At 69.7% G+C, this 26,939-nt stretch carries 26 protein-coding genes and 2 tRNA genes; 19 read left to right on the top strand and 9 right to left on the bottom strand.

Annotated features, from left to right (window positions below; translation table 11 throughout):
* Window positions 1-9 precede the first annotated feature (9 nt).
* Both BKA24_RS13175 and BKA24_RS13170 read left to right on the top strand, forming a co-directional pair.
* Window positions 10-1,296 (top strand): aspartate kinase, encoded by a 1,287-nt coding sequence (locus tag BKA24_RS13175; RefSeq protein WP_184219042.1) that lies wholly within the window; start codon window positions 10-12, stop codon window positions 1,294-1,296.
* A 1-nt stretch (window position 1,297) separates the two neighbouring features.
* Window positions 1,298-1,513 carry a hypothetical protein gene (locus BKA24_RS13170; protein WP_184219039.1) on the top strand — a complete coding sequence of 72 codons (216 nt, stop codon included), beginning with the start codon at window positions 1,298-1,300 and terminating at the stop codon, window positions 1,511-1,513.
* On the opposite strand, the gene BKA24_RS13165 is transcribed toward BKA24_RS13170, so the two are convergent.
* Window positions 1,480-2,226 (bottom strand): SDR family oxidoreductase, encoded by a 747-nt coding sequence (locus BKA24_RS13165; RefSeq protein ID WP_184219036.1) that lies wholly within the window; start codon window positions 2,224-2,226, stop codon window positions 1,480-1,482. The two genes, BKA24_RS13170 and BKA24_RS13165, sit on opposite strands and share 34 nt — an antisense overlap.
* An 89-nt stretch (window positions 2,227-2,315) precedes the next feature.
* Between BKA24_RS13165 and sigJ the strand changes: the two genes are divergently transcribed.
* The 4 genes from sigJ (at window position 2,316) to BKA24_RS13145 (ending at window position 6,663) form a co-directional block, all read left to right on the top strand.
* On the top strand, window positions 2,316-3,191 hold the full coding sequence (sigJ, locus tag BKA24_RS13160) for an RNA polymerase sigma factor SigJ (RefSeq protein WP_343066125.1): 876 nt from the start codon (window positions 2,316-2,318) through the stop codon (window positions 3,189-3,191).
* Between the two features lie 159 nt (window positions 3,192-3,350).
* The gene (locus BKA24_RS13155; protein ID WP_184219033.1) at window positions 3,351-4,421 is read left to right on the top strand and encodes an aspartate-semialdehyde dehydrogenase; all 1,071 of its coding nucleotides are present in this window, start codon (window positions 3,351-3,353) and stop codon (window positions 4,419-4,421) included.
* 113 nt (window positions 4,422-4,534) lie between these two features.
* The gene (locus BKA24_RS13150) at window positions 4,535-6,013 is read left to right on the top strand and encodes a malate:quinone oxidoreductase (RefSeq protein ID WP_184219030.1); all 1,479 of its coding nucleotides are present in this window, start codon (window positions 4,535-4,537) and stop codon (window positions 6,011-6,013) included.
* Between the two features lie 11 nt (window positions 6,014-6,024).
* Window positions 6,025-6,663 carry a thymidine kinase gene (locus tag BKA24_RS13145; protein WP_184219027.1) on the top strand — a complete coding sequence of 213 codons (639 nt, stop codon included), beginning with the start codon at window positions 6,025-6,027 and terminating at the stop codon, window positions 6,661-6,663.
* Window positions 6,664-6,701: 38 nt separating this feature from the next.
* Here BKA24_RS13145 and BKA24_RS13140 read toward each other — a convergent pair whose 3' ends face one another.
* From BKA24_RS13140 to BKA24_RS13125, 4 genes are all read right to left on the bottom strand, one after another.
* Window positions 6,702-7,466 carry an HAD-IIB family hydrolase gene (locus tag BKA24_RS13140; RefSeq protein WP_184219024.1) on the bottom strand — a complete coding sequence of 255 codons (765 nt, stop codon included), beginning with the start codon at window positions 7,464-7,466 and terminating at the stop codon, window positions 6,702-6,704.
* An 89-nt stretch (window positions 7,467-7,555) separates the two neighbouring features.
* Window positions 7,556-7,629 (bottom strand) — tRNA-Pro (locus BKA24_RS13135).
* A 16-nt stretch (window positions 7,630-7,645) separates the two neighbouring features.
* Window positions 7,646-8,605, bottom strand: a complete 960-nt coding sequence (locus BKA24_RS13130; RefSeq protein ID WP_184219020.1) for a metallophosphoesterase — start codon at window positions 8,603-8,605, stop codon at window positions 7,646-7,648.
* Window positions 8,602-11,253 (bottom strand): transglycosylase domain-containing protein, encoded by a 2,652-nt coding sequence (locus BKA24_RS13125; protein WP_184219017.1) that lies wholly within the window; start codon window positions 11,251-11,253, stop codon window positions 8,602-8,604. Before BKA24_RS13125 ends, BKA24_RS13130 begins: the two co-directional genes overlap by 4 nt.
* A gap of 119 nt (window positions 11,254-11,372) precedes the next feature.
* Between BKA24_RS13125 and sp36 the strand changes: the two genes are divergently transcribed.
* Entirely contained in the window at window positions 11,373-11,594 is a 222-nt protein-coding gene (sp36, locus tag BKA24_RS13120) for a Sp36 family protein (RefSeq protein WP_184219014.1), read from the top strand.
* Window positions 11,594-12,061: a RidA family protein gene (locus BKA24_RS13115; protein WP_184219009.1), complete on the top strand. Its 468-nt coding sequence runs from the start codon at window positions 11,594-11,596 to the stop codon at window positions 12,059-12,061. The genes sp36 and BKA24_RS13115 overlap by 1 nt, the downstream gene beginning before the upstream one ends.
* 148 nt (window positions 12,062-12,209) lie before the next feature.
* On the opposite strand, the gene acs is transcribed toward BKA24_RS13115, so the two are convergent.
* On the bottom strand, window positions 12,210-14,174 hold the full coding sequence (gene acs / locus BKA24_RS13110; protein ID WP_184219006.1) for an acetate--CoA ligase: 1,965 nt from the start codon (window positions 14,172-14,174) through the stop codon (window positions 12,210-12,212).
* A 395-nt stretch (window positions 14,175-14,569) separates the two neighbouring features.
* Here acs and BKA24_RS13105 point away from each other — a divergent pair, with 395 nt between their 5' ends.
* From BKA24_RS13105 to BKA24_RS13065, 9 genes are all read left to right on the top strand, one after another.
* Window positions 14,570-15,559 (top strand): TadA family conjugal transfer-associated ATPase, encoded by a 990-nt coding sequence (locus BKA24_RS13105; protein ID WP_184219002.1) that lies wholly within the window; start codon window positions 14,570-14,572, stop codon window positions 15,557-15,559.
* Window positions 15,556-16,431: a type II secretion system F family protein gene (locus tag BKA24_RS13100; RefSeq protein ID WP_184218999.1), complete on the top strand. Its 876-nt coding sequence runs from the start codon at window positions 15,556-15,558 to the stop codon at window positions 16,429-16,431. Before BKA24_RS13105 ends, BKA24_RS13100 begins: the two co-directional genes overlap by 4 nt.
* Before the next feature lie 56 nt (window positions 16,432-16,487).
* Window positions 16,488-16,691, top strand: coding sequence for a DUF4244 domain-containing protein (locus tag BKA24_RS13095; RefSeq protein ID WP_184218996.1), 204 nt, complete (start codon window positions 16,488-16,490; stop codon window positions 16,689-16,691).
* On the top strand, window positions 16,688-17,038 hold the full coding sequence (locus tag BKA24_RS13090) for a TadE family type IV pilus minor pilin (protein ID WP_184218993.1): 351 nt from the start codon (window positions 16,688-16,690) through the stop codon (window positions 17,036-17,038). The genes BKA24_RS13095 and BKA24_RS13090 overlap by 4 nt, the downstream gene beginning before the upstream one ends.
* Entirely contained in the window at window positions 17,038-17,364 is a 327-nt protein-coding gene (locus tag BKA24_RS13085; protein WP_184218990.1) for a helicase, read from the top strand. The genes BKA24_RS13090 and BKA24_RS13085 overlap by 1 nt, the downstream gene beginning before the upstream one ends.
* A gap of 96 nt (window positions 17,365-17,460) precedes the next feature.
* Entirely contained in the window at window positions 17,461-20,124 is a 2,664-nt protein-coding gene (gene topA, locus BKA24_RS13080) for a type I DNA topoisomerase (protein WP_184218987.1), read from the top strand.
* Window positions 20,121-20,771, top strand: coding sequence for a dTMP kinase (gene tmk / locus BKA24_RS13075; protein ID WP_184218984.1), 651 nt, complete (start codon window positions 20,121-20,123; stop codon window positions 20,769-20,771). Before topA ends, tmk begins: the two co-directional genes overlap by 4 nt.
* A gap of 21 nt (window positions 20,772-20,792) precedes the next feature.
* On the top strand, window positions 20,793-21,947 hold the full coding sequence (locus tag BKA24_RS13070) for a DNA polymerase III subunit delta' (RefSeq protein ID WP_184218981.1): 1,155 nt from the start codon (window positions 20,793-20,795) through the stop codon (window positions 21,945-21,947).
* Entirely contained in the window at window positions 21,944-23,476 is a 1,533-nt protein-coding gene (locus BKA24_RS13065; protein ID WP_184218978.1) for an alpha/beta fold hydrolase, read from the top strand. The genes BKA24_RS13070 and BKA24_RS13065 overlap by 4 nt, the downstream gene beginning before the upstream one ends.
* A gap of 22 nt (window positions 23,477-23,498) precedes the next feature.
* On the opposite strand, the gene BKA24_RS13060 is transcribed toward BKA24_RS13065, so the two are convergent.
* From BKA24_RS13060 to BKA24_RS13050, 3 genes are all read right to left on the bottom strand, one after another.
* On the bottom strand, window positions 23,499-24,158 hold the full coding sequence (locus BKA24_RS13060; RefSeq protein ID WP_184218975.1) for an ABC transporter permease subunit: 660 nt from the start codon (window positions 24,156-24,158) through the stop codon (window positions 23,499-23,501).
* Complete coding sequence (locus tag BKA24_RS13055; RefSeq protein WP_184218972.1) at window positions 24,151-25,188, bottom strand: methionine ABC transporter ATP-binding protein; 1,038 nt, start codon at window positions 25,186-25,188, stop codon at window positions 24,151-24,153. Before BKA24_RS13055 ends, BKA24_RS13060 begins: the two co-directional genes overlap by 8 nt.
* 66 nt (window positions 25,189-25,254) lie before the next feature.
* Window positions 25,255-26,157 (bottom strand): MetQ/NlpA family ABC transporter substrate-binding protein, encoded by a 903-nt coding sequence (locus tag BKA24_RS13050; RefSeq protein WP_184218969.1) that lies wholly within the window; start codon window positions 26,155-26,157, stop codon window positions 25,255-25,257.
* Window positions 26,158-26,390: 233 nt separating this feature from the next.
* Between BKA24_RS13050 and BKA24_RS13045 the strand changes: the two genes are divergently transcribed.
* Both BKA24_RS13045 and BKA24_RS13040 read left to right on the top strand, forming a co-directional pair.
* Window positions 26,391-26,466, top strand: a tRNA-Thr gene (locus tag BKA24_RS13045).
* Window positions 26,467-26,518: 52 nt separating this feature from the next.
* Window positions 26,519-26,908 (top strand): hypothetical protein, encoded by a 390-nt coding sequence (locus BKA24_RS13040; protein WP_184218966.1) that lies wholly within the window; start codon window positions 26,519-26,521, stop codon window positions 26,906-26,908.
* Window positions 26,909-26,939: the final 31 nt, after the last annotated feature.

Raw genomic sequence — 26,939 nt, 5'->3', positions numbered from 1 at the left:
TCGCAACACATGGCTTTGATCGTCCAGAAGTACGGTGGCTCGTCTGTCGCCGACGCTGAGAGCATTCGGCGCGTGGCTAAGCGCATCGTCGACGCGCGCCGCAAGGGCGATGACGTCGTCGTCGCCGTCAGCGCGATGGGCGACACCACCGACGAGCTCCTCGATCTCGCATCGCAGGTCTCACCGATCCCCGCGCCCCGCGAACTGGACATGCTGCTCTCCAGCGGCGAGCGCATCTCGATGGCGCTGCTGGCGATGGCGATCAACTCGATGGGGTTCGAGGCGCGCTCGTTCACGGGCAGCCAGGCCGGCATGATCACCGACAGCTCCCACGGTGCTGCGCGCATCGTCGACGTCACCCCGGTCCGGGTGCGCGAGGCGCTCGACGAGGGCGCCATCGTGATCGTCGCCGGCTTCCAGGGGTTCAGCCGTGACACCCGCGACATCACCACCCTGGGCCGCGGCGGCTCCGACACGACGGCCGTCGCGCTCGCCGCTGCCCTCAACGCCGATGTGTGCGAGATCTACAGCGACGTCGACGGCATCTTCACCGCCGACCCGCGCGTCGTCCCGAACGCCCGCAAGCTCACCACCGTCACCGCTGAGGAGATGCTCGAGCTCGCCGCCAACGGCGCGAAGGTGCTGTACATCCGCGCGGTCGAGTACGCCCGCCGTCACGGCGTCATGATCCACGCCCGTTCGACGTTCAGTTCGGGTGTCGGCACGTACGTCCTCGGGGCCGGGATGACCGCGCCCGACCACCAAGAGGGAGAAGAGATGGAAGAGCCCATCGTCACGGGGGTCGCCACCGACCTCAGCCAGGCGAAGATCACCGTCGTCGGCGTTCCCGACGTGCCCGGCAAGGCTGCCGACATCTTCAAGATCGTGGCGAAGTCGGGTGCCAACGTCGACATGATCGTCCAGAACGTGTCCGCCGCTGCGACCGGCCGCACCGACATCTCCTTCACCCTGCCCAAGGCGGAAGCATCGACCGCGCTGCGTGCGCTGGCCGGCGAGCAGACCGAGGTGGGCTTCGACAAGCTCGTCCACGACGACCAGATCGGCAAGCTGTCGGTCGTCGGCGCCGGGATGCGGACCCACTCGGGTGTCTCCGCGACCCTGTTCGAGGCGCTGTCGACGACGGGCGTGAACATCGAGATGATCTCGACGTCGGAGATCCGCATCTCGGTCGTCGTCCGCGGCGACGACCTCGCGGGAGCGGCGCGCGTGGTGCACGCCGCGTACGGACTCGACGGCGACACCGAGGCGGTCGTGTACGCGGGTACCGGCCGCTGACATGCCCCGGCCGCGGCTGCACCTCGGCCAGATCGAGGTGACTGCCGCGGTCGTCCGCCGTCTGCTCGCGCAGGCGCCCGAGTTCGCCGACGGAACGCTGCGCGAAGTGGCCTCCACGGGAACGGTCAATGCGCTGTACCGCGTCGGCGAGCGTGCGCTGGCACGCCTGCCGATCATGAGCGCTCACTCGGTCTGGTCGGCGAGCCACTCGGCGTAGGTCGGACCCAGCCGGAGGGCTTCGGGCCCGGGCAGCGCGAGTCCGGCGCGCATCCCGCGCATCTGTGCACCCGGAAGACTCACCGGCACGACGAGTCCTCGCTTCCCGGTCCGGCGCGCCCAGGCGCGGATCATGTCGGAAAGCTGCTCCTCCCGCGGCCCCGCGATGTCGACCGTCCTGCCTGCGGCGCCGCCCTCGGCGACGTCGAGAAGTCGACTCGCGACGGTCGCTGCGGCGATCGGCATCGTGCGGGCACGCGGGGCGAGCTGGATCGGCCCGAACGCGGCCTGCGCGGCGACCTGCGGCGCGAACTCGTGGAACTGCGTCGCCCGCACGATGGACCACGGGGTGTCGTGCTGCGGATAGGCCTCCTCCTGGGCGACCTTGCCGGCGTAGTAGCCGTGGGGGTTCCGGTCGATTCCCACGATGGACAGCAGCACGGCGTGCGATATCCCGGCGCGCCCGGCCCCCTCGAGCAGGCGTCCAGCGGCGACGCGGAAGAAGGCGCTCGATTCCGCGGCTTTCATCGTGCCGACACTGACGGCGTCGATGAGCGTGTCCACCCCCGCGAGTGCGGCATCCACTCCTGCGCCGGTCAGGACGTCCACTCCGGTCGAGCGGGCGATGACGACGGCGTCGTGCCCTCGTCGGCGCGCCTCGGCCACGATGTGGCGGCCGACGGTCCCGGTTCCTCCTGCGACTGCGATCCTCATGGTCGTCCTCTCTGGTGCTCTCATCATGTTGACGACGCAGCCCGGCAGAATGTGAGGCGGATGCCGCATTCCGCGGCGAAGGAGGACTCGTGTCGGACCTGTTCGCGGACGCCGACGTCGACGCGCACCGCGACGTGCTCCGCGGGGCCGCGTTCCGCATGCTGGGAACGCTCGCCGATGCGGATGACGCGGTTCAAGAGGCCTACGTGCGGTGGTTCCGCCAGGACGAGGGCACGCGTGCCGCGGTGGTCTCGCCGGGGGCGTGGCTGATGCGGGCGGTGGGGCGGATCTGCCTCGACATGCTCGGCTCGGCGCGTGCCAGTCGGGAGACCTACGTGGGGGAGTGGCTCCCCGAGCCGTTGCCGGCGCCGGATGCCGCGGCATCCGATCCGCTCGAGCGGGCGATTCGCGACGACTCGCTCTCCGTCGCGCTGCTGCGCGTGATGGAGTCGCTCACCCCCGCTGAACGCGTGGTCTTCGTCCTGCATGAGGTCTTCACCCTGCCCTTCGCCGACATCGCGGACGTCGTCGGACGCTCCACTGCGGCCTGCCGGCAGCTCGCGGCATCTGCGCGTCGCCATCTCGGGCAGAGGCGTTCCCCGGTCGACCGGCGTCGTCATGACGAGGTGGTGGCCGCGTTCGCCGCGGCATCCGTGACGGGAGACCTCGACGCCCTCGTGCGTGCCCTCGATCCGGATGTCGTCCTCGTCTCGGACGGCGGCGGGATCGTGTCGGCGGCCCGCCGCCCGGTGCGCGGCGCCGACGCCGTCGCGCGGTTCCTCCTGGGACTGGCCCTCAAGCAGCCCGACGCCCGGTACGAGCCGGTGCAGACGGGGGACGGCCTCGGTTTCGCGATTCGTGCAGCGGGGGAGACCCTCGCGCTGGTGACGTTCGCGACGGACGACGCACGGGTGACCGACGTCTGGATCATGCGCAACCCGCAGAAGCTCGGATCGTGGGCGTGACCTTCGGCAGGATGCCGCGCACGGTTGTCCGTTCACGAGCGGCAACACGGGCCGGCCGGGTCCTGCCCGCCCGGTAGAATCGGCGAAGCCCCGTCGACGACGCCCACTGCGGCGTCCGCGCGCCTCGTCGCGCACCCGAGCCCCACGCGAGGATCTGCCATGACCGTCATCTCCGAATCCGGAATCTCCGTCGCCGTCGTCGGCGCCACCGGTCAGGTCGGCACCGTCATGCGCGAGATCCTCCTCGAGCGCGCCTTCCCGATCGGTTCGCTGCGTCTGTTCGCCACGGCGCGCTCCGCCGGCTCGGTCGTCGAGTTCGACGGGCACGAGATCGTCGTCGAGGATGTCGCGACGGCCGACCCGACGGGCGTGGACATCGCGCTGTTCTCGGCGGGCGCCACCGGTTCGCGTGCGCACGCCCCGCGCTTCGCCGAGGCGGGCGCCGTGGTCATCGACAACTCGAGCGCCTGGCGCATGGACCCCGAGGTCCCGCTGGTGGTGAGCGAGGTCAACCCGCACGCCATCGAGGACCTCCCCAAGGGGATCATCGCCAACCCGAACTGCACCACGATGGCCGCCATGCCGGTCCTGAAGCCGCTGCACGCCGAGTCGGGGCTCGTCCGCCTCACGGTGAGCACCTATCAGGCGGTGTCCGGATCAGGGCTCGCCGGTGCACAGGAGCTGCTTGGTCAGGTCGAGTCCGCCGTCGCGCAGGGCACCGCGATCGACCTCGTGCACGATGGCGGCGCCGTCGAATTCCCCGCACCCGAGAAGTACGTGGCGCCCATCGCCTTCGATGTCATCCCCTTCGCGGGCAACCTCGTCGAGGATGGCGACGGCGAGACGGACGAGGAGAAGAAGCTCCGCAATGAGAGCCGCAAGATCCTCGAGCTGCCCGATCTCCGCGTCGCAGGAACCTGCGTCCGCGTGCCGGTCTTCACCGGGCACTCGCTGACGCTCCACGCCGAATTCACCCGCGACCTCACGCCCGAGCGTGCGCGGGAGATCCTCTCGGCGGCGCCCGGGGTCGAGCTCGTCGACGTCCCGACGCCGCTGCAGGCCGCCGGCGCCGACCCGAGCTTCGTCGGACGCATCCGCACCGACCAGTCGGCGCCCGAGGGCAAGGGTCTCGTGCTGTTCGTCAGCAACGACAACCTCCGCAAGGGTGCCGCGCTGAACGCGGTGCAGATCGCCGAGCTCGTCGCCTCCCGCATCGCCGCGCGCGTCTGAGAGCGGGCCGGGGTGCCCCGGCATCCTTTTCGCGCTGAGTCAAGAACCCCGGTTGTTGCCGCGCCCAGCCGGGGCGGGACGGCCGGTACCTCTCGTGCGCGCACGTAGACTGGATGATCGTGACTGAGACGTACGATGCCGTCCTCATCGGCGGTGGGATCATGAGCGCCACCCTGGGCACCCTCCTGAAGCAGCTCGAGCCGGATTGGAAGATCGCGGTCTTCGAGCGGCTCTCCGACGTGGCGCAGGAGTCGTCGAACGCGTGGAACAACGCGGGCACCGGTCACGCCGCGCTGTGCGAGCTCAACTACACTCCCGAGGGCCCCGACGGGACGATCGATCCCACCAAGGCGATCGGCATCAACGAGCAGTTCCAGCAGTCGCGCCAGCTGTGGTCGGCGCTCATCGAGCAGGGCGTGCTCGATGAGCCGTCGACGTTCATCAACCCGACGCCCCACATGACCTTCGTACGCGGTGAGAAGGACGTGGCCTTCCTCAAGAAGCGCTATGAAGTGCTCCGCGAGCAGCCGCTGTTCGCGGGCATCGAATACTCCGAGGACTCCCGCGTCATCAACCAGTGGGCACCGCTGCTCATGCACAAGCGCCGGAAGGGCGAGCCGTTCGCCGCGACGCGGGTGCCTGCCGGCACCGACGTCGACTTCGGCTCCCTCACCCGCCAGCTCTTCGCGCATCTCGACGAGCAGGGCGTCGCCGTCGCGGTCAACCGTGAGGTCCGAAACCTCTCCCGACAGAAGGACGGCACCTGGAAGGTGTCCTTCCGCAAGACGGTCGGACGCACGCCCGGCTCGGTGAACGCGCGGTTCGTGTTCGTCGGCGCCGGCGGTTGGGCGATCAAGCTGCTCCAGCGCTCCGGCATCCCCGAGATCAAGGGCTACGGCGTCTTCCCCATCGGTGGGCAGTGGCTGAAGACGTCCAACCCCGAGCTGGTCTCCCAGCACAAGGCGAAGGTCTACTCCCAGGCGTCCGTCGGTGCCCCGCCGATGTCGGTGCCCCACCTGGACACCCGTGTCGTCGACGGCGAGACTTCGCTGCTGTTCGGCCCCTTCGCCACCTTCAGCCCCAAGTTCCTCAAGCAGGGTCGGATCACCGACATCGTGGCGCAGGTGCGTCCCGGCAACCTGTGGCCGATGCTGAAGGTCGCCATCGACAACCCGGGGCTCATCAAGTACCTCGTGAGCGAGCTACTGAAGGGCCACGCGAAGAAGGTCGACTCGCTCCGCGACTTCATGCCGAGCGCGCGCGACGAGGACTGGGAGCTGCTCCAGGCCGGTCAGCGCGCCCAGGTCATGAAGAAGGACCCGAAGAAGGGCGGCGTGCTGCAGTTCGGCACCGAGGTCGTGAGCTCCGCCGATGGCTCGATCGCCGGCCTCCTCGGCGCGTCGCCCGGGGCTTCGACCGGGGCATCCATCATGCTCGGCCTGCTGAAGACGTGCTTCCCCGACCGTATCGCCGGCTGGGAGCCGACGCTCCATTCGCTCATCCCCACCTACGGTGAGACGCTGAACGGGGATGCCGCCAAATCGTCGCAGGTGCTGCAGCAGACGGCATCCGTATTGCAGATCAACGCCTGAGCCCGCCCGCCATGGCGAAGCTGTACTTCCGCTACGGCGCGATGAACTCGGGGAAGTCGACCGCGCTCCTGCAGGCGGCGTACAACTACGAGGAGCGCGGTCAGCGCATCCTGCTCGCCAAGCCCGAGATCGATACCAAGGGTGCCGACCAGATCTCCAGTCGGCTCGGCGTCGAGCGGACGGTCGACTTCCTCATCCGTCCCGAGGATGACGTGCGGGCGCTCTTCGCCGAGCATCGCCGCCGTGTGCAGGAGGCGGGCGCCGACGCCCTCATCCCCGACACGGGCGCCGACGTGGCGTGCCTCCTGGTCGACGAGGCGCAGTTCCTCACCGCGGAGCAGGTCGATGACCTCCTGCGAATCAGTGTCGAGGACGGCATCCCGGTGCTCGCCTACGGCATCCGGACCGACTTCCAGACGAGGGCCTTTCCCGGTTCCGCGCGGCTGATGGAGCTCGCGCACAGCCTCGAAGAGCTCAAGACGATCTGCCGCTGCGGCAGCAAGGCGTTGTTCAACGCCCGCCTGGTCGGAGGCCGCTTCGTCTTCGACGGCGACCAGGTCGCGATCGACGAGCTGTCGGCGGACCGCGTCACCTACGAGTCGATGTGCGCCCGGTGCTATCTGCGGGAGTCTGCGGGCCGCTTGCGCTGACCCTGCGCGCCGGTGTTGCAGGCCTCACGCCCTGGACCTCAGCGGGCGGCGAGGGTGGGGACGAGCTGCTCGAGGAAGGCGGCGGTGTCCTGCCAGCCCTCCACCGCGTGGCACTCGACGCCGAGCGCGAGCACCGGGTAGTCATTGCCGTGCTCGTCGAGGCGGTCCCCGACGAAGAGCATGTCCTCCAGCGGGACGCCGGTCTGCTCGGCGAGCCGGCGCATGCCGTACGCCTTGTCGATGCCGCGGTGCGTGATGTCGACGGACGTCGATCCGCCGGAGCGGACCTCGAGGTCGGGGATCCGAGCGGCGACCGCGTCGCGCAGCGCGTTCTTCTTCTCACCGGTCGGGTCCCAGGCCGTCTTCGCCTCGAGCGGGGCCGACTGGCCGAGGGCCGAGAACGTGATCTGAGAGCCGCGGTCCTCGAGGATGTCGCCCCACGTCGTGCTCTCCCAGAGGCCGAGGCGGCGTGCCTCCTCCTCGACGGCCGCCAGCGCACGCGACTTCTCATCGTCGGTGAGCGAGTGGGCGTAGACCGTGTCGACACCGTCGGGCGTCAGCCGGTAGTACTGCGTGCCGCACGTCGGCATGAGGTGGAAGTGCGACAGGATCGCGGCATCCGTGCGGGGGAGACGCTCGACGACCTGCGTGCGGAACTGCTGGAGCTGACCGCCCGAGATGATCGCGACCTCGACCCGTTCGGCGAGCTGCAGGAGCAGATCGCCGATGCGCGGATCGATCGCGCTTTTGGACGGCGCGAGCGTGTCGTCGAGGTCGAACGCGACGAGTCGAGGAGAGGTCATGGTGCGGCTCCGTCCCAGGCGAGAGTGCGATGGCCCCTCCGAAGGAGGGATGCGAAAGGCCCCGCCGAATCGGCGGAGCCTCTCTGCTGTCGGGGTGACAGGATTTGAACCTGCGGCCTCGTCGTCCCGAACGACGCGCGCTACCAAGCTGCGCCACACCCCGTGGCAACCCTCCGAGTCTACCCTCTCGGAGGCCTCTCCGACGAATCGGGCACGGCGCGCAGCGTGATCGCCGACGCCTCGGGTCGACACGCGAAGCGCACCGGCGCGTAGATCGAGTGTCCGAGCCCGGCGCTCACATTGAGCGGCACGGTCCGCCCGGACGCCGACCACTCGCTCAGGCCGCGCGCCTGATCGAGGGGGATGTCGCAGTTGGCGACCAGCGCCTTCGGCGAGAACGGAATCCGAACCTGCCCGCCGTGGGTGTGACCACCCAGCAGCACGTCGGCGCCGGCAGCCGTGAAGCGGTCGAGTACGCGCCGGTACGGGGCGTGGGTGACGCCCAGCAGGAGCCGTGGCGCGTCCCTGTCGGGCAGCGCCGACTGGGCATCCACGGCGGCGTCGAGATCGTCCCAGTCGCGATGGGCATCGTCGACGCCCATCGCGTCGATGCGCAGACCGGCGACCGAGAGGGATGCCGCGGTGTTGTGCAACGCGGTCCAGCCGACGTCCTCGGTCAGGTAGGCGTCCAGGGCCTCGGTGTCGAGGCGACCCGCCGTCTTCGAGTGCGACGAGGGCCCGCTGAAGTACCGCAGCGGGTTGCGCCCGCTCGGGGCGACGACATCGTTCGATCCGTGGACGAACAGGCCCGGTACGCCACGCAGCGGTGCGAAGGCGTTGCGGATGCCGTCGAGTCCACGCTCATGGCCGAGATTGTCGCCCGTGTTGACGACCAGATCGGGCTGCACAGACTCGGCGAGGTCGGCGATCCAGCGCTGCTTGCGCCCCTGCCACGGCGCCATGTGGGCATCGGACAGGTGGAGGAGCGTCACGGAGGGTGACCCGGGAGGGAGCACCGCGATCTCGTGCCGACGCAGGGTGAACAGGTAGCGCTCGATCCCCACACCCCACAGGGCGGCGGCGGCGCCGACCGCCCCCACCGCGCCGAGCGAGGTGAGGGCGGTCCGTAGCGGCGTCACGGGCTGTTGCCGTTCCCGTTGCCGGGGCCGTTCCCGTTGCCGGGTCCGGAGTCCTCTTCATCGTCTCCGCTGCCATCGCAGTCGGGTGACTGGTACTCGACGGTGATGGTGTCACCCTTGGAGACCGTCTCCCCGGCGGCGGGTTCGGTCCCCGTGACGACGCCCTCCTTGGGCGCGCCCTCGGCGTCCGAACATTCCGCGCGCAGGTTCGAGAATCCGGCGGCTCGCAGCGCGGCCGCGGCCTGCTGGGGCGTCCCGCCGACGCCGGGAACAGTTGCGCCCTGACCGTTGCTGGGCCGTATCGTGACGGTCGTGCCCGAGACGACGCGGCCAGCCCCCGGCGACTGCTCGACGATCGTGCCCTCGGCCTCGGTGGCGTCGACCGCGTCGCCGACGGTGACGCTGAAGCCCGCTCCCCGGAGTCGACTCGTCGCCTCGTCGACGGTCATTCCGATGACGCTCGGCAGATTGACGTATGTGCGCCTGGTGAGCTCCTTGTCGGGCTCGGGGAAGGCCTGCCCGCCGTACTCGGCGTTGGCGGCGCGCTGCATCGCCGGCCAGATCGAGTTGCGGATACGCGAGAGCTGCCATCCGTTCTCGTAACGACCGTTCAGCTTCGCGTTGCCCTCGACGTTGCCGACCCAGACCACGGTCGCGACCTCGGTGCTCGCGCCGTCCATCCAGGTGTGCTCGAACTGGTGGATACCCGTCTTGCCGAGGATCGGCACGCCGTCGTAGGTGCGGGCACCGGAGCCGGTGCCACTGCCCTCCATGACGGCCTGCAGTGCATAGGCAGCGGTCGCGGCGACACCGCTGCTCATCGCGCGCTCGCACTTCGCTTCGGGAACGGCATGATCGCTGCCGTCCGCGTTGACGACCTTGTCGATGGCCTTCGACTGGCAGAGGATGCCGTCGCCGGCGATCGCGGCGTAGACCTGGGCCATGTCGATCGGCGCGACGTTGCCCGAGCCGAGGACGTCGTAGGGGACGTTCTCGTTGTCGAGCGGGGTTCCGTCTCCGCGCATCACGCCGAGGTCCATCGCGACGCGGTTGGTGCTGCAGATGGAGATCTTCTCGGCCATGGCGAGGAAGCCCGAGTTCAGCGAGTCCTTCGTGAACTGGTAGACCGTGCCGTTGTAGCCGGAGTTCCCCTCGAAGTTGCCGATGTGACCCGGCACGCCGCTGTTGTCGGCGGGCTGCTCTCGGGTCGCGCCGTCGCACGTCTGGACGTTCTTCACGCCGACGCGGCCGTTGACGTTCTCGTTGACCGAATGACCCTCCTGGAGCCAGTTGATGAGGCTGAAGACCTTGTAGGTCGACCCCGCCGAGTGGCCGACACCACCGCCGTCCTGGGCGCGCACGTTGTAGTTGACCTGGGTCGTGGTCTTGTTGTCTGCGTCGTTGGAGTACGGCCGGTTCTGGACCATGGACAGCACGCGTCCAGTGCCCACCTCGACCTGGATGCCGGAGGACCCGAGGTTCATGTCGTCGCGCGAGGCGGGGACGATGGAGATCGCGTCGCGAGCTGCAGACTGCAGCTTCGCGTCGAGCGTGGTGTAGATCTTCAGTCCGCCGCGCCGGAGGGCGGCGGTGCGCTCCTCGGGCGTCTCGCCGAACGCAGGGTCGCTCTTGATCTCGGAGACGACGTAGTCGCAGAAGAACTCGTTGCCCTTCGCCTGCGCGCAACCGCTCGGACGCGGGGTGATCTTCGGCTCGATCGCGCCGGCGCTGGTCCCGTCGTACTCTTCCTGGGTGATCTTGCCGTCGGCCAGCATGCGCTTGAGCACGTACAGTTGGCGGCTCTTGGTCAGCGAGTAGCCATCTGCCTTGCTGTTGATGGCTTCGCCGGCCTTATTGGTCGTCGAGCCCTTCGGGCGGTCGATCCGGAGGGTGTTCGGTTCGACGACCATGCCCGCAAGGGCGGCCGACTGACGGATGTTGAGCTTGTCCACGGTCGTGCCGAAGTAGTACTCAGCGGCGGCGCCGATGCCGTAGACCGATCCGCCGAAGTGCGCGATGTTGAGATACCCGATGAGGATCTCGTCCTTCGAGTACTCCTTTTCGAGCTGGATCGCGTAGCGCATCTCCTGGAGCTTGCGCTCGTAGCCCGCCGTGCCCGAGTTGACGGTCGACTCCTCGTAGCAGGCGGTGACCTCTTCGGCGGAGGTGGCTTTCGCCTCGCAGTTCTGCTGCAGCACGTTCTTGACGTACTGCTGGGTGATCGAGGAGCCACCGCGGTTGGAGCCCGAGCTGGCGTTGCCGACCAGGGCGCTGACCGTGCCGATCAGGTCGATACCGCCGTGGGAGTAGAAGTTCTTGTCCTCGCTGGAGAGGATCGCGTCGTAGACGACGGGGTTCACCTGGTCGAAGGTGACAGGGATGCGGTTCTGGTCGTAGAACTCGGTCATCAGCTGCCAGTCGCCGCTGGCGTTCTTCGAGTAGATCTCGGTGGGAAGCATGAGCTTCTCGATCTTCAAGAAGCTCGGCATGTTCTCGAACATCTCGATGGCGCTCGTGGCCGCGTAGCCGGAGACGGCGATCGCAGGGGTGACCGTGGCCGTGACGAGGACACCGGCGACGGTGCTGAGTCCGACGAGGCCGAGCACGCCTCCGAGCACACCGGTGGCCGTCCGTTTCGAGTGGGGCATAGGGTGATCGTAAGGGAGATAGCTGGGGGATACCTCGGATCGGATCCCCGTTTCTCGCGCCTGGCAGCCCGTTTCCGGTGCCTGGCAGGTGCTGCCACGCCGACCTCCGGGAGCTCGATATGACCACGTGGGAGTACATGACCACGCCGTTGCTGATCCACAACACCGCCGCGATCCTCAACAACTGGGGCAAGCAGGGGTGGGAGCTGGTGCAGGTGGTGACCGGTCCCGAAGGCGGGCTCGTCGGCTACTTCAAGCGTCCCAGCGGCGGTGGGGCGTCCAACGCCTCGGGTCTGGATGCCGCGGCTCAGGCCGCCCGTCAGTTCGGGGCGCAGGGCTGATGTCGGTCTCCGGACGTCTCGCTGAGCTCGGCATCGACCTCCCCGAGGTCGTGCCGCCCGTCGCCGCGTACATCCCCGCGAAAGTCCATGGCGACCTGGTGTACACCTCCGGACAGCTGCCGATGGTGGACGGCGCCCTCCCCGCGGTCGGCAAGGTGGGCGACGGCGCCGGGCTGGTGCCCGCCGCCGACGCCAACGCGCTCGCGCGCCGCAGCGCGCTCAACGCGATCGCCGCGGCGGCCGCCGCCGTGGGCGGCGTCGACCGCCTCACCGGCGTGCTCAAGGTCACCGGGTTCGTGGCATCCGTGCCCGAATTCACCGGGCAGCCCGGCGTGATCAACGGGGCGAGCGAGGTGCTCGGTGAGATCTTCGGCGACGCCGGGCGTCACGCGCGCTCCGCCGTCGGCGTGCCGGTGCTGCCGCTGGACAGCCCCGTCGAGGTCGAGGTCGTCTTCACCCACGCCTGACCCGCGGGCTCGCCCGCCTCGCCTGACCGCGAGACAGCAGCCACGGCCCGAGACATTGGTCGTGGACCGACGTCTGGGGCTCCCACTGCTGTTTCGCGGACCGGGGTTTCGCGGACCGGGGTTTCGCGGACCGCGGCAGGGTGGCGGCCTACTTGACCTGCGCGCTGATGACGCTCATGACCGCCGTGTCGGCGAGGGTCGTCGTGTCGCCGACCTCGCGTCCCTCGGCGACGTCGCGGAGCAGGCGGCGCATGATCTTGCCGGAGCGGGTCTTGGGCAGTTCGCCGACGATGTACACGTCTCGCGGCCGGGCGATGGGGCCGATCTGCTCGCCGACCCACTTGCGGAGCGTGTCGGCGAGGCCCTCGGGGGAGTGCTGGTCGAGGAAGCTCTGCTTGATGATGACGAAGGCGACCACCGCCTGACCGGTCGTCTCGTCCGACGCGCCGACGACAGCAGCCTCGGCGACCGCCTCGTTGCCGACGAGCGCCGATTCGATCTCGGTCGTCGACAGGCGGTGTCCGGAGACGTTCATCACGTCGTCGACGCGCCCGAGGAACCAGACGTCGCCGTCTTCATCGAGACGTGCGCCGTCGCCGGCGAAGTAGTAGCCCTGCTGCTCGAACTTGTCCCAGTAGGTCTCCTTGAACCGCTCGGGGTCGCCCCAGATGCCGCGCAGCATGCTCGGCCAGGGCTTCGTGAGCACGAGCAGTCCGCCGCCGCCGTTGCCCACTTCCTGACCGGAGTCGTCGACCACGTCGACGCCGATGCCGGGGAGCGGTACCTGGGCGCTGCCGGGCTTGGTCTCGGTGACGCCCGGCAGGGCGGAGACCATGATGGCGCCCGTCTCGGTCTGCCACCACGTGTCGACGATGGGCGTGCGGTCGCCGCCGATCACGTGCCGGTACCAGACCCAGGCTTCGGGGTTGATGGGTTCACCGACCGACCCGAGCAGGCGCAGGGACGACAGGTCGAACTTTTCCGGGATCGCTCGGCCGAGCTTCATGAACGAACGGATCGCCGTCGGTGCGGTGTAGAGGATCGTGACGCCGTACTTCTCGACGATCTCCCACCAGCGTCCCGGGTGAGGGCTGTCGGGGGTGCCTTCGTAGAGGACCTGGGTGACGCCGTTGGCGAGGGGCCCGTAGGTGACGTAGCTGTGTCCGGTGATCCAGCCGATGTCGGCGGTGCACCAGAACACGTCCGTCTCGGGGTGGAGGTCGTGGACCACCTTGTTGGTGAAGGCCGCCTGCGTGAGGTAGCCGCCGGAGGTGTGCAGGATCCCCTTGGGCTTTCCGGTCGTGCCGGAGGTGTAGAGGATGAACAGCGGGTTCTCGGCGGGGAACGGCTGGGCTTCGTGGTCGGCGGATGCCGCGGGGACGACGTCGTGCCACCAGACGTCGCGCCCGTCGGTCCAGGAGACCTCGTTCTCGGTCCGCTTGACGACCAGAACGTGCTCGACGGTCTCCTGCGGGCCGTGCCCGCGGTCGCCGAGCGCCTGGTCGACGGCCGGCTTGAGCGGCGAGACGCGCCCCTTCCGGTAGCCGCCGTCGCTGGTGATGACGAGCTTCGCGCCGGCGTCGTCGATGCGCGAGCGCAGGCTGTCGGCGGAGAAACCGCCGAAGATGACCGAGTGGATGGCGCCGATACGGGCGACAGCGAGCATGGCGGCGACCGCTTCGGGGATCATCGGCATGTAGATCGCCACTCGGTCGCCGGCGCTCACGCCGAGGTCGCTGAGGACGTTCGCGAGGCGCTTGACCTCGTCCGTGAGCTCGGCGTAGGTCACGCGACGCTGGTCTCCGGGCTCGCCCTCCCAGAGCAGTGCGACGCGGTCGCCGTGTCCCGCCTCGACGTGGCGGTCGAGGCAGTTGTAGGCGACGTTGAGCTCGCCGTCCTCGAACCACGTGGCGAACGGCGGGTTGGACCAGTCGAGGACCTTCGTGAAGGGCGTGTGCCAGTGAAGGTCGCGCGCCTGCTCGGCCCAGAACGCCTCCCGGTCGGCGTCAGCGCGCTCGTAGAGCTCGGCGGACCCCACGGCGGCGGAGGCGAAATCGCTCGATGGGGCGAACCGGCGGGTCTCGCTGAAGAGGTGGTCGATCTGGCTGCTCATTCGGCGCTCCTTTGCGTCTGGCGGCGGTGCCGCGGGCGGGCATCCTCGCCGCCGCGATGTCGTCACCATAGGTTCGCCGCCGGAATCGTCACTACTGCCGATAGTGGGGGTGCGACGGGAACCTGTGAAGAATCGATGTCACCGCATCTGTGGTCGCTGAAAAGTCTCTCGGCGTCGTAGTATTACAGAGCCCGAACATCAGCTTCGGCCTCGCAGCCCGCCGATCCCCCCTGACGCGCGGCTGCCGGGCGGCATCCTTTCCCCCAAAGGATGCCGCCCTCCTCTTTTCCCGCTCGCTCGCGGGTACTCCTCCCCACACGCGGGGAGGATGCCGCTGTCCACGGGACGACGACGTCGCCGCCAGGGCGCAGGGGTGGGCGGCCTACCGTCGCGGCATGTCGCTGTCGTTCATCGCCGTCCCGCGTGGGGGTGCGGATGCGCCCGCACCGCGCTCGGTGCCGTCGCATCCGCTGGTCGATCCGCTGCGCCGGTGGCTGTCCGACCCCGACGTGACGGACGTGTTCATCAACGGATCGGGAGGCCTCTTCGTCGACCGCGGTCGGGGACCGGAGCAGATCCCCGGGTGGAGCCTCGACGAGTCTGCCGCCCGCGAGCTCGCCGTCGGGCTGATCGCGATCGGCGGTCGCCACCTCGATGACGCGACGCCGTGCGCCGATGTGCGGTGGGAGCACGGCGTGCGGGTGCACGCCGTCCTCCCGCCGATCTCGTGCGAGGGGGCCACCATCTCCATCCGACTCCCCGGCACGGGGCTTCCCGACCTGGACGACCTCGGTCGGCGCGGGACGTTCGACGCGCACATCGGTGCGCAGCTGGAGCGTCTCGTGGAGACGCGCCAGAACGTTCTGGTGACAGGAGCGACCGGCGCGGGCAAGACCACGCTGCTGGCGGCGCTCCTGGGCCGGGTGCCGCGAAGCGAGCGGATCGTCACGATCGAGGACGTCGCGGAGCTGCGGATCGACCACCCGCATCACGTGCGGCTGGAGGCGAGGCAGGCGAACCTCGAAGGGGTCGGCGCCGTGCCCCTGAGCCGACTCCTCCGCGAAGCGCTGCGCATGCGTCCCGACCGTCTCGTGGTCGGCGAATGCCGCGGCGAGGAGGTGCGTGAGTTGCTGACCGCCCTCAACACCGGTCACGACGGCGGTGCCGGCACGGTGCACGCCAGCGGGATCGACGACGTCCCGGCGCGACTGGAGGCGCTCGGCGCCGGTGCGGGGATGACCGAACGGGCGGTCGCCCGACAGGTGGCCAGTGCCATCGGCGCGGTCGTGCACGTCGAGCGTGCCCGTGACGGCGATCGCCGGGTCGTCGGCATCGCGAGACCGGTCGTGCGGGCTGATCGCCTCGACATGGAGCTCGTCTCATGACGCGCCCGAGTGCGCCGGATGCCGCGTCGGTCGCGGCTACGGTCCAGTCCCTCGCAGTGCTGCTCCACGCCGGGCTCGCGCCGACGCGGGCGTGGGAGCACCTCGCGCGGTCGGGTGACGAGACCGCTCGCGCGGTGCGCTCCGCCGAGGCCGAGGGTGGCTCGGTGCCGACGGTCCTCGCGTCGCAGGGTGAGGCCTGGTCGCAGATCGGCATCGCCTGGCAGGTCGCGACGACGGTCGGGGCGCCCCTCGCGGCGAGTCTCCGCTCTCTCGCCGAGGCGCTGCGGGATGCGCATCAGGCCCGCGACGATGTCCGCACGGCGTTGGCCGAGCCGCGGACGACGGCTCGGCTCATCGGATGGCTGCCGCTGGTCGCGCTCGCGCTGTCCGCCGCGCTCGGCTTCGACCCGATCCCCGCGCTCAGCCACCCGATCGGCCTCACCTGCATGGTGCTCGGCGGTGCGCTCATGGTCCTCACCTGGCGGTGGACGGCGGCGCTCGTCGCCCACGCCCAGCCGGGCGACGCGATCCCCGGGCTCGGCGCCGAGATCGTCGCGATCGCGTTGTGCGGTGGCGTGTCCATCCCCCAGGCGATCGCGGTCGCCGAGAATGCCGCTCGCATGCCGGTCGACCGTGCCACGCGGGACGTCCTCGACCTCTCGCGCTCCGCGGGTGCCCCGGCGGTCGAGCTGCTTCGCGCCGACGCCGCCGCGCGGCGTCAATCGGCTCGGACGGAGGGGCGGCTGCGCGCGGCCACGCTCTCCGGGCGGCTTCTGCTCCCGCTGGGGGTCTGCACGCTACCCGCGTTCCTGCTCTTGGGGGTCGCGCCGATGCTGCTCTCGGTGCTCACCACGACCCCGGTGATGCTGTGACGTCGCATCCCCGTTCGCACGTGCCCATCCATCCATGAATATCCAGGAGGTCCTCCATGTCCCACGCCACGATCCCGCAGCTCACCAGCCGTCGCGCCGCCGAGCTCTTCGCCGACGAAAGCGGTGCCGCGACCGCGGAGTACGCCATCGCCACGATGGCGGCCGTCGCCTTCGCCGGGCTGCTGGTGGTCATCATGCGCTCGGGCGAGGTCCGCGAGATCCTGACCGATCTCGTGCGACGCGCCCTGACGGTGGCATGATCCGCGACGTGCGGGGGTCGGTCTCGGCGGAGTTCGCCGTGACCGTCCCCGCCGTCGTGGTCGTCATCGTGCTCGCCGTCTCCGCCCTGGGCGTCGGCGGCAGACAGGTGCGCCTCGAGCAGGGCGTCGCGCAGGCGGCGCGGCTCGCCGCGCGCGGCGAGAGCGCGGAGCGGATCGCAGCGGCGGTCGCCGTCGTGCCCGGTTCCCGGAGCGCGGTGGAGCGGACCGGCGACACCGTGTGCGTGGCAGCGTCCGCGGCATCCGGCACACCCCTCCCACTGCCGGATCTGCACGCTCGGGCGTGCGCGCTCGCCGGTGAGACCGGCGACGACGTCGGAGGTGGGTGATGGCGGGGACGACGGTCTCGGTGGGTGTCCTCGCCGTCAGCGCCACGATCGCGACAGGGCTCGCGCTCGCCGGCTTCGCCTCGGCGACGAGCGTGCGTGCGGCAGGGGCTGCGGATGCCGCCGCGCTCGCCGCCGCCGACACCGCATCAGGGCTCGTGTCGGGGATCGCCTGCGAGCGCGCCGCCGACATCGCCGCCGAGGTGGGCGCCGCGCTCGGCGATTGCCAGGTCGACGGGCTGGTCGCCACCGTCGAGGTGTCGGTGGCGTTCGGCCCGCTGGTCGCGTCCGCCCGCGCCCGCGCCGGCCCGCCGCCGGTCGGCCCGTGAGGCCGATCCGGCCTCTGGGAGACGCTCCCGGCGTCAGCTCCCAGCGAGCTCTTGACAAGGCGGTGTGTATGGTGTGCATCGAAGAAAGGACGCCACGTGGCACACGGCAAGAAGCTCGTCATCGTCGAGTCTCCGACGAAGATGCGCTCGATCCAGGGGTACCTGGGTGACGGATACGAGGTTCTCAGCTCCGTCGGACACATCCGAGACCTCGCCGACAAGAAGGACATCCCCGCGGATCTGAAGAAGACCTCGGTCGGGAAGTACTCCATCGACATCGAGAACGACTTCACTCCTCTTTATGTGGAGAGCGACCGCGGCAAGAAGACCGTCACCGAGCTCAAGCGCGCGCTGAAGACCGCCGACGAACTCCTGCTCGCCACCGATGAAGACCGCGAAGGCGAAGCCATCGCGTGGCACCTCCTCGAGACCCTCAAGCCGAAGGTCCCCGTCAAGCGCATGGTGTTCCACGAGATCACCAAGGACGCGATCCAGGCGGCGGTGAAGAACACCCGTGAGCTCGATCACGCCCTCGTCGACGCGCAGGAGACCCGCCGCATCCTCGACCGCCTCTACGGCTGGGACGTCTCCGACGTCACCCGCCGCAAGGTCGGCCAGGGCACGAGCGCCGGTCGTGTGCAGTCCGCCGCCACCCGCATGGTCGTCGAGCGCGAACGCGAGCGCATGGCCTTCGTCTCCGCGTCGTACTGGGACGTGGACGCCGATGCCGTGAAGGGCGCCGACGCCTTCGGCATCCGCCTCAGCCGCATCGACGGCGCGCCCCTCGCTCGCGGTACCGACTTCGACGACACCGGCGCGCTCAAAAAGGCCGTCGTTGTCCTGGGAGAGACCGAAGCGCGCGAGCTGGCATCCGCCCTGGAAGCGTCCGCGTCGGCTTCCGTGACCGCCGTCGAGGCCAAGCCCGGCACCCGGAGCCCGAAGCCCCCGTTCACGACCTCGACGCTCCAGCAGGAGGCCGGTCGCAAGCTCTCGATGAGCGCCAAGCACGCCATGGGCGTCGCTCAGCGGCTCTACGAAAAGGGCTACATCACCTATATGCGAACGGACTCGACCGCGCTATCGGCGCAGGCGGTCACCGCCGCCCGCACGCAGGCCGTCGCGCTGTACGGCGACAAGGCCGTGCCGGCGAACCCGCGGAGCTACCGCAACAACGCCAAGAACGCGCAGGAGGCGCACGAGGCGATCCGACCCTCCGGCGAGCACTTCCGCACGCCCAAGGAGGTCACCTCCGGCCTCGACCGCGACGAGCTGCGCCTCTACGACCTCATCTGGAAGCGCACCGTCGCCAGCCAGATGGCCGACGCGAAATACGAGACCACCACCGTCACGATCGACGCGGATGCCGCGGGCAAGACGGCGACGTTCACCGCCTCGGGCACGGTCTACACGTTCAAGGGCTTCCTCGACGCCTACGAGGAGGGCCGCGACGAGAAGCGCGGCGACAACGAGCGCTCCGACGACCAGTCGCTGCCCGCTCTCACCGTCGGCGACGCGCTCACCCTGCGCAGCATCGAGCCCAAGGGACACGCGACGAGCCCGAAGCCCCGGTACACGGAGGCGTCGCTCGTCAAAGCACTCGAAGAGCGGGGGATCGGCCGACCGTCCACCTTCGCCAGCATCATCGACGTGATCCTCGACCGTGGCTACGTCAGCAAGCGGGGACAGGCCCTCGTGCCGAGCTGGCTCGCCTTCAGCATCGTGCGACTGCTGGAAGAGCACTTCGCGGACCTCGTCGACTACGACTTCACGGCGGCGCTCGAAGACGATCTCGACGCGATCGCCCGCGGCGAGCAGAATCGTGCGGCATGGCTGAAGGAGTTCTACTTCGGCTCGGAGGCACACGTCGGTCTCCGAAACATCGTCGACAACCTCGGCGACATCGACGCGCGTGAGATCAACTCGACGAAAATCGGCGACGTCGCCGTCCTCCGCTTCGGTCGCTACGGACCGTACCTGGAGGTCCCGGGCGATGACCCCGAGGCCCCCCGCCGGATCAACGTCCCCGACGACCTCGCCCCCGACGAGCTCACCCCTGAGAAGGCGCGGGAGCTCATCGACGCACCGGTCGGCGGAGACCGGGTCCTCGGTCAGAACCCCGAGAACGGACGCGACGTCGTCATCAAGGACGGCCGCTTCGGGCCGTACCTCGAAGAGGTGCTGCCCGAGGAGGAGGCGCCCGTCGAAGAGGTGAAGCCGAAGCGCGGCGCCAAGAAGGCTCCGGCTCCCAAGCCGAAGCGGGCGTCGCTGTTCAAGAGCATGTCGCCGGAGACGATCGACCTCGAGACGGCGCTGAAGCTCCTCTCGCTGCCGCGAGAGGTGGGCGCCGACCCCGAGACCGGCACGATGATCACCGCTCAGAACGGTCCGTACGGCCCCTACATCAAGAAGGGGACCGACTCGCGGAGTATCGCGAGCGAGGACATGATCTTCGACATCACGCTGGAGCAGGCGCTCGAGATCTACTCGCAGCCGAAGTACGCCAACCGCGCCGCGACGTCCCTCAAGGAGTTCGAGCCCGATCCGGTCAGCGAGAAGCCGATCCGGATCAAGGACGGACGCTTCGGGGCGTACGTCACCGACGGCACGACCAACGTCACCATCCCGCGCGGTCAGACCCCCGACGACATCACGTTCGAGATCGCCGTGCAGATGCTCGCCGAGAAGCGCGCGAAGGGCCCGGCTCCCAAGCGCACGACGCGGCGCACGACGACGCGCAAGGCGCCGGCGAAGAAGAAGTGACCCGCGGGATCTGGATCACCCTCGAGGGCGGCGACGGCGCAGGAAAGACCACGCAGGCCGCCCTCCTCGAGGAGTGGCTGCGCGAGCAGGGGAGAGCCGTGGTGCGGACCCGCGAGCCGGGCGGCACGGAGGTCGGCACCCTGGTGCGCGACATCGTGCTGCACCACCGCGGCGACATAGCGCCGCGCGCGGAGGCGCTGCTGTACGCCGCCGATCGTGCCCATCACGTCGCGACCCACGTGCGCCCCGCCCTCGAGCGGGGAGACGTGGTCATCCAGGACCGGTACCTCGACTCGTCGGTCGCCTATCAGGGGGCCGGCCGCGTGCTCGACGGGGCGGAGATCCGCGCTCTGTCGCTGTGGGCGACCGAGGGGGCGTTGCCCGACGTCACGGTCCTCCTCGACCTCGCCCCCGACCTGGCGCGCGGTCGCCTCGACGCCGACGACAAGCCGTTCGACCGCCTTGAAGCCGAGAAGAGCGCGTTCCACGAGCGGGTGCGGGCGTCGTTCCTGGGCCTCGCCGCCGCCGAACCCGGCCGGTTCCTCGTCGTCGACGCGTCGCGCCCCGTCGAGGAGATCGCCGCCGCGATCCGTGAGCGTGTGGGCGTCGCCCTGTCCCCGGGTGAGAACGACGTCTCCGCGTCGTGACCACGCCGTAGGCTGGTCGGCATGACGACCCCCGCCCTCGACACCTCGCCGTGGGACGAGGTCTGGGGGCAGGACGAGGCCGTGCGTCAGCTGCAGGCCGCGGCATCCGACCCCTCTCAGCTCGCCCACGCCTGGCTCATCACCGGACCGCCGGGATCAGGCCGGTCGACGCTCGCGTACGCGTTCGCCGCCGCGCTGATCGCCGAGCCCGGCGACGCGAGCGCCGTGCGGCAGGTGGTCGCACGCACTCATCCAGACCTCACCGCGCTTCGCACCGAGGGCGTCATCATCTCCATCAAAGACGCCCGCGCGCTGGTGGAACGCTCGTACTTCTCGCCGTCGCTCGGCCGGTACCGGGTGATGGTGATGGAAGACGCCGACCGCATGGTCGAGCGCACCAGCAACGTGCTCCTCAAGGCTCTCGAGGAGCCGCCGGAGCAGACCGTCTGGATCCTGTGCGCCCCCAGCGACGCGGATCTGCTGCCCACCATCCGCTCGCGAGTGCGCATCCTGCGCCTGCGAGAGCCCGATGTCGCCGACGTCGCCCGCCTCATCGTGCAGCGCACCGGTGTCAGCGAGGCGGTCGCCGAGCAGTCGGCGCGGCTGGCTCAGCGTCACATCGGCATGGCGCAGCGACTGGCGACGGATGCCGCGTCGCGGGAGCGCCGCGAGCAGACCCTCCGCGGGGTGCTCGGGGTGCGCGGCGTCGGCGATGCCGTCGAGGTGGCCGCGCGCATCGTCCAGCTCGCCACCGAGGATGCGAAGGCGCTGACCGCCGCGCGCGACGAAGCGGAGCGCGAAGCGCTGCTGCGGACGCTCGGAGTGACCCCCGGCGGCGCCGTGCCGCCCGCCGTGCGCGGACAGCTGAGCGCCCTCGAAGACGACCAGAAGCGGCGGGCGACCCGGAGCCTCAGAGACGGCATCGATCGCGTGCTCACCGATCTCGAGTCCCTGTACCGAGACACCCTGATGCGCCAATTCGGGCAGGATGCCGCGCCCATCAACGTCGAGCTCGCCGCAGAGATCGACGCGCTCGCCGCCGCGTGGTCGCCGCAGCGCACGCTCGCGGTGATCGACGCGATCGCCCACACCCGCACCAATCTGCAGGGCAACGCCGCACCGGCACTGGCCCTGGAGAGCATGCTGATCACCGTCGCGACGGGACGCGCAGCGTGAGGCGCGGGGCGCGTGCGGCGGCGGCACTGCTTGCGACCGCGACCGCCCTCGCCGCTCTGGTGGCGTGCACGCCGAAGGAGGCGCCCGCGCCGGACCGCACACCCGTCACGGAGGGCGTGGCCGCCGACCTCGTCGGGTACTACGGCCAGGACGTCGACTGGGATCGCTGCGTCGGCGGAGGCGAGGGAACCTTCTACTGCGGGACGGTCACGGCTCCCGTGGACTGGTCCGACCCCGAGGGAGGAGACCTCGAGCTGGCCGTCATCGTCCGGATGGCCTCGGGCGAGTCCCAGGGCTCGCTCCTCGTGAACCCGGGTGGGCCCGGCGCCAGCGGTGTCGACCTCGTCCAGGGGTCGGCCGAGTTCGCCGTCGGGGAGACGCTCCTCGAGCACTACGACGTCGTGGGGTTCGATCCGCGCGGCGTCGGATCGTCGACGCCCGTGCGTTGCCTCGACGCTGAGCAGATGGACGACTACCTCTTCGCAGCGCCGCGCGCGGCGCGCGGGACCCCCGCGTGGGAAGCCGAGCTCACGGCGCGCAACGACCGGTTCGCCGAGGCGTGCGAGTCGGGCAGCGGCGGCATCCTGCCCCACATCACCACCGCAGACGCCGCCCGCGACATGGATCTCCTCCGCGGTGTCCTCGGCGACGAGAAGCTGACCTACCTGGGGTACTCCTACGGGTCGTTCCTCGGCGCGACGTACGCCGAGCTGTTCCCCGACCGTGTAGGGCGGATCGTTCTCGACGGCGGGCTCGACCCGTCGGTGCCGGGCAGCGAGGTCGGGGCGCGGCAGGCGGTCGGCTTCGAGTCCGCCCTGCGCGCGTACCTCACCTCGTGTGTGGAGCGGACGGAAAACTGCCCGTTCCAGGGGTCGGTGGACGACGCGCGGACCGCGCTCGCCGACGCGCTGGCGGCGGTCGAGGCGACGCCCCTCACGGCGACCGACGGGCGCGCGCTCGGCGCGGACGCGATGGTGATGGGAATCGTGAGCGCGCTCTACAGCGAGGGGAACTGGCCCTACCTGACCGGCGCGATCACCGCCGCCCTCGAAGGCGACGCCGACCCGATGTTCGTGCTCGTGGACTCGTACTACAACCGGTCGGACGGGGTGTACCTCGACAACTCGACCGAAGCGTTCTCTGCGTACAACTGCATGGACTATCCGGCGGATCCCCCCGACGTCGAAGCGGCCGCCGACGCCCTCGTCGCCGCCGAAGCGCCGACCTTCGCGCCCTACTGGTCGGGCGTCGACCTGTGCGCGTCGTGGCCTTATCCGCCGACGGGGACCCGCGGCGAGATCCACGCCGAGGGCGCTGCGCCGATCCTGCTCGTCGGCACGACGAACGATCCCGCCACCCCGTACGAGTGGTCGGCGGCGCTCGCCGAGCAGCTGAGCTCCGGCATCCTGCTCACCCGCGTGGGCGAAGGGCACCTCGGCTTCAACAAGGGCAACGCGTGCATCGACGACGCCGTGGAGGCGTACTTCGTGGACGGCACGGTGCCGGACGGCGACATCACCTGCGAGTGACGCCTCCGCGCGAGACACTGCGTCAGCGGCGCAGGATGCGCCGCGCCAGGCCATTCCCGAAGAACTGCACCAGCTGCACGATCACGATGATGATCAGCACTGCCGCCCAGGTGACCCACGGGTTGAACTGCTTGAAGCCGTAGACGATCGCGAACTCGCCGAGGCCGCCCGCCGCCACAGCGCCGGCGATCGCGGTCATGTCGACGAGTGCGACGACGATGAACGTGTAGCCGAGCACGAGCGGTGCGAGCGCCTCACGCGGCACGAGCCGGAAGAGGACACGGCTGCGACTGGCGCCCGCCGCGCGCGCCGCCTCGATGACGCCGGGCTTCACGGTGAGCAGGTTCTGCTCCACGATGCGGCTGATCGCGAACATCGAGGCGATCGTGATCGCGAAGATGCCGAACTCCGGTCCGATGCCGCGGATGTTCACGCTGCGGGCGAGGGGCTGCACCGCGGCGAGGAGGATCACGAACGGGATCGGGCGGAAGAAGTTGACGAGCACGTTCAGGAAGCCGAACACGAACCGGTTGGGGAACAGGCTGCCCGCGCGGGTGGCGTAGAGCGCCAGCCCGATCAGGAGCCCCGCGATCCCGCCCAGGACGAGGGAGAACGAGACGATGTAGAGGGTCTCGGCGGTGGCTTCCCACAGGTCGGGAAGCAGGTCGATGAGCCTATCCACGAACGTCCTCCTCGATCAGTGCTGCGTGCGTGCCGGCATCGGCGATCGCCGCGTCCACGGCATCCGCGTCTCCGGACACGGACAGCGTCAGGTGCCCGAAGACCCGTCCGCCGATGTCGTTGATGCCGCCGTGGATGAGTTCGAAGCGCACGCCGTGGCGAGCGAGGGCGGCGAACACGTCCGCCTGGGTGACGTCGCCGTCGCGCACGGTGAACGTGACCACGCGACCGGGATGCCGCTGACGCAGCGCCGAGAGCTTCTCGCCGCTCGGCACCTCGTCGATGATGCTCGAGACGAACCGGCGTGTGGCGGCGTGCTGCGGGGCGGAAAGGATGTCGAACACGGCGCCGTCCTCGATGACGCGACCGTTCTCCATCACGACGATGCGGTCGGCGATCGTGCGGACGACCTCCATCTCGTGGGTGATGACGAGGATCGTGATCCCGAGCTCCGCGTTGACGCGCTGGAGGAGTCCGAGCACCTCGTGGGTCGTCTCGGGGTCGAGGGCGCTGGTCGCCTCGTCGGCCAGGAGGATGCGCGGGTCGGTCGCGAGGGCGCGGGCGACACCGACCCGCTGCTTTTGACCACCCGAGAGCTGCTCGGGGTAGTTCTTCGCCTTGCCGGCGAGGCCGACGAACTCCAGGAGTTCGGCGACACGGGTGCGGATCTCCGCGCGGGGTCGCCCCGCCACTTCAAGCGGGTACGCGACGTTGCCCGCGACGGTGCGCGAGTCGAAGAGGTTGAACTGCTGGAAGATCATGCCGATGTCGCCGCGGAGCGCCCGAAGGTCGCGCTCGCCGAGGCGGGTGATGTCGCGCCCATCGATCTCGACCGTTCCCGATGTGGGCTTCTCGAGGGCGTTGACCAGGCGCAGCACCGTCGACTTGCCGGCGCCGGAGTACCCGATGATGCCGGTGATGCTGCCGGCGGGGATCTCCAGGCTGACGTCGTCGACGGCGACCACGGGCGCGGCATCCTTCCCGGTCGGAGGGAAGGACTTGGTGACGCCGGTGAGGCGGATGAAGGTCATGAGCGGCTCCTCGAGCACATGCCGATGCGGCCCGCTCTCAGAGAGCGAGCCGCATCGGGACGGGACTTACTGGTTCGCAGCGATGTCTTCCTGCACGTCTTCGAGTGAAGCGACGAGGTCGGCGGCCGGCGTGGTGACGAACTCGGCGGTGCCGCCCGAGGCCTCCTGGACGCCGTCGAGGACGTCCTGGGAGTTCTGGTAGATCTCGACGAGCTTCTGGTACGTCTCGTTGTCGGCATCCTCGGCACGCGCGGCGAAGATGTTGACGTAGGGCAGGGCGTTGGGGTCGCTGGGGTCGTCGGTGGCGATCGCGTCCTCGGGCGTGAGGCCCGCGTCCTCGAGGAAGTCGTTGTTCACGATGGATGCCGCGACGTCGGGGAGCGAGGTGGCGGTGAAGGCCGCGTCGAGGGCTTCGACCTTGACCTTCGAGCTGTCGAGGACGTCGGCGACGGTCGAGAAGATCGATCCGCCGTCCTTCAGCTCCACGAGGCCGGCCGACTGCAGGACGAGGAGGCCGCGGGCCTGGTTGGACTCGTCGTTGGGGACGGCGACGGTCTCGCCCTCGGGGATGTCCTCAACGGAGTCGTACTGCGTCGAGTACAGGCCGAGCGGGTAGATCGCGGTCGCACCGATCGGCACGAGGTCCTCGCCGGACTGCTCGTTGTAGGTGGCGAGGTAGATGACGTGCTGGAACTGGTTGAGGTCGAGCTCGCCCGCCGAGAGCGCCGGGTTGGGCTGCGTGTACTCGGTGAAGTCGACCAGCTCGATCTCGATGCCCTCCGCGGCGGCAGCCTCGGTGTAGGTCTCCCAGTACGGGTCGCCGGCGCCCACGACGCCGATGCGCACGGGGCCCTCGGTCTGGCCGGCGTCGCCCGATCCGGCGGAGTCGTCGGATCCGGTCGCGCAGCCTCCGAGCAGCAGGGCGAGGGGGAGGGCCAGCGCGACGGCGGCCAGGGACTTCTTGGGCATGGTGCTCTCCTTGATGGAACGAAGGCATCGCAAGCGCGGAACGCGCCGAGCACGGGGCGACCCGCGCTCGCCTCATCGCGGTGCCTCCACCACGGTATGCAGGGGCGGCTCAGAATCGGATCCGAGACGTAACAAGCCGACACCCGGAGGGCGAGGGAGTGGCCGGGGGACGGTTCGCGGCATCCTCTTCGACCCTGTAGGATCGATGATCGTGCAACGCGCGAGCGAAGCGCGCCACCTTAGCTCAGACGGCAGAGCGATTCACTCGTAATGAATAGGTCAAGGGTTCGATTCCCTTAGGTGGCTCCACAGATGACCTGACCGGCAGGCGCCGGGGCGGCTCCGAACAGAGGATGCGCAGGTGACGAACGCGCTCGATGCGATTCTCGAGATCTTCTCGTGGGTCGGGTTCGGAGCGGCGTTCGCCTTCGGAATCGCCGCCGTCGTGGTCTGGGCGGCCGATGGAAGCTGGCTTCCCGCTGAGGCATACCTCGACGATGACGGCCTCACCGCGCGGTGGATCGACGCCGACGGCGAGGTGAATTCGGCACCGCTGACGGCCGACGACGTCGCCGGGTTGGCGGGGGCGGACCGTGCGCAGATCTGGTACCGGCACGGCTGGCGCGACCGCATGCGGACGAGCCCGCGCCCGCCGATCCTGCGGCTGCTGTGGGGACTCTCGCTGGGCGGCTTCGTCGTCGGGGCGGTCGCCGTCATCGGATCGTTCGTCGCGCTCTTCCTACGGGGCTGAGTCGGCTCTGAGCAATTTTGCTGAAAAAGCG

Source organism: Microbacterium marinum (assembly GCF_014204835.1).
Lineage (GTDB): Bacteria > Actinomycetota > Actinomycetes > Actinomycetales > Microbacteriaceae > Microbacterium > Microbacterium marinum.
Note: the sequence above shows the minus strand (reverse complement) of the source record. Positions and strands in the feature narration are given on the sequence as shown.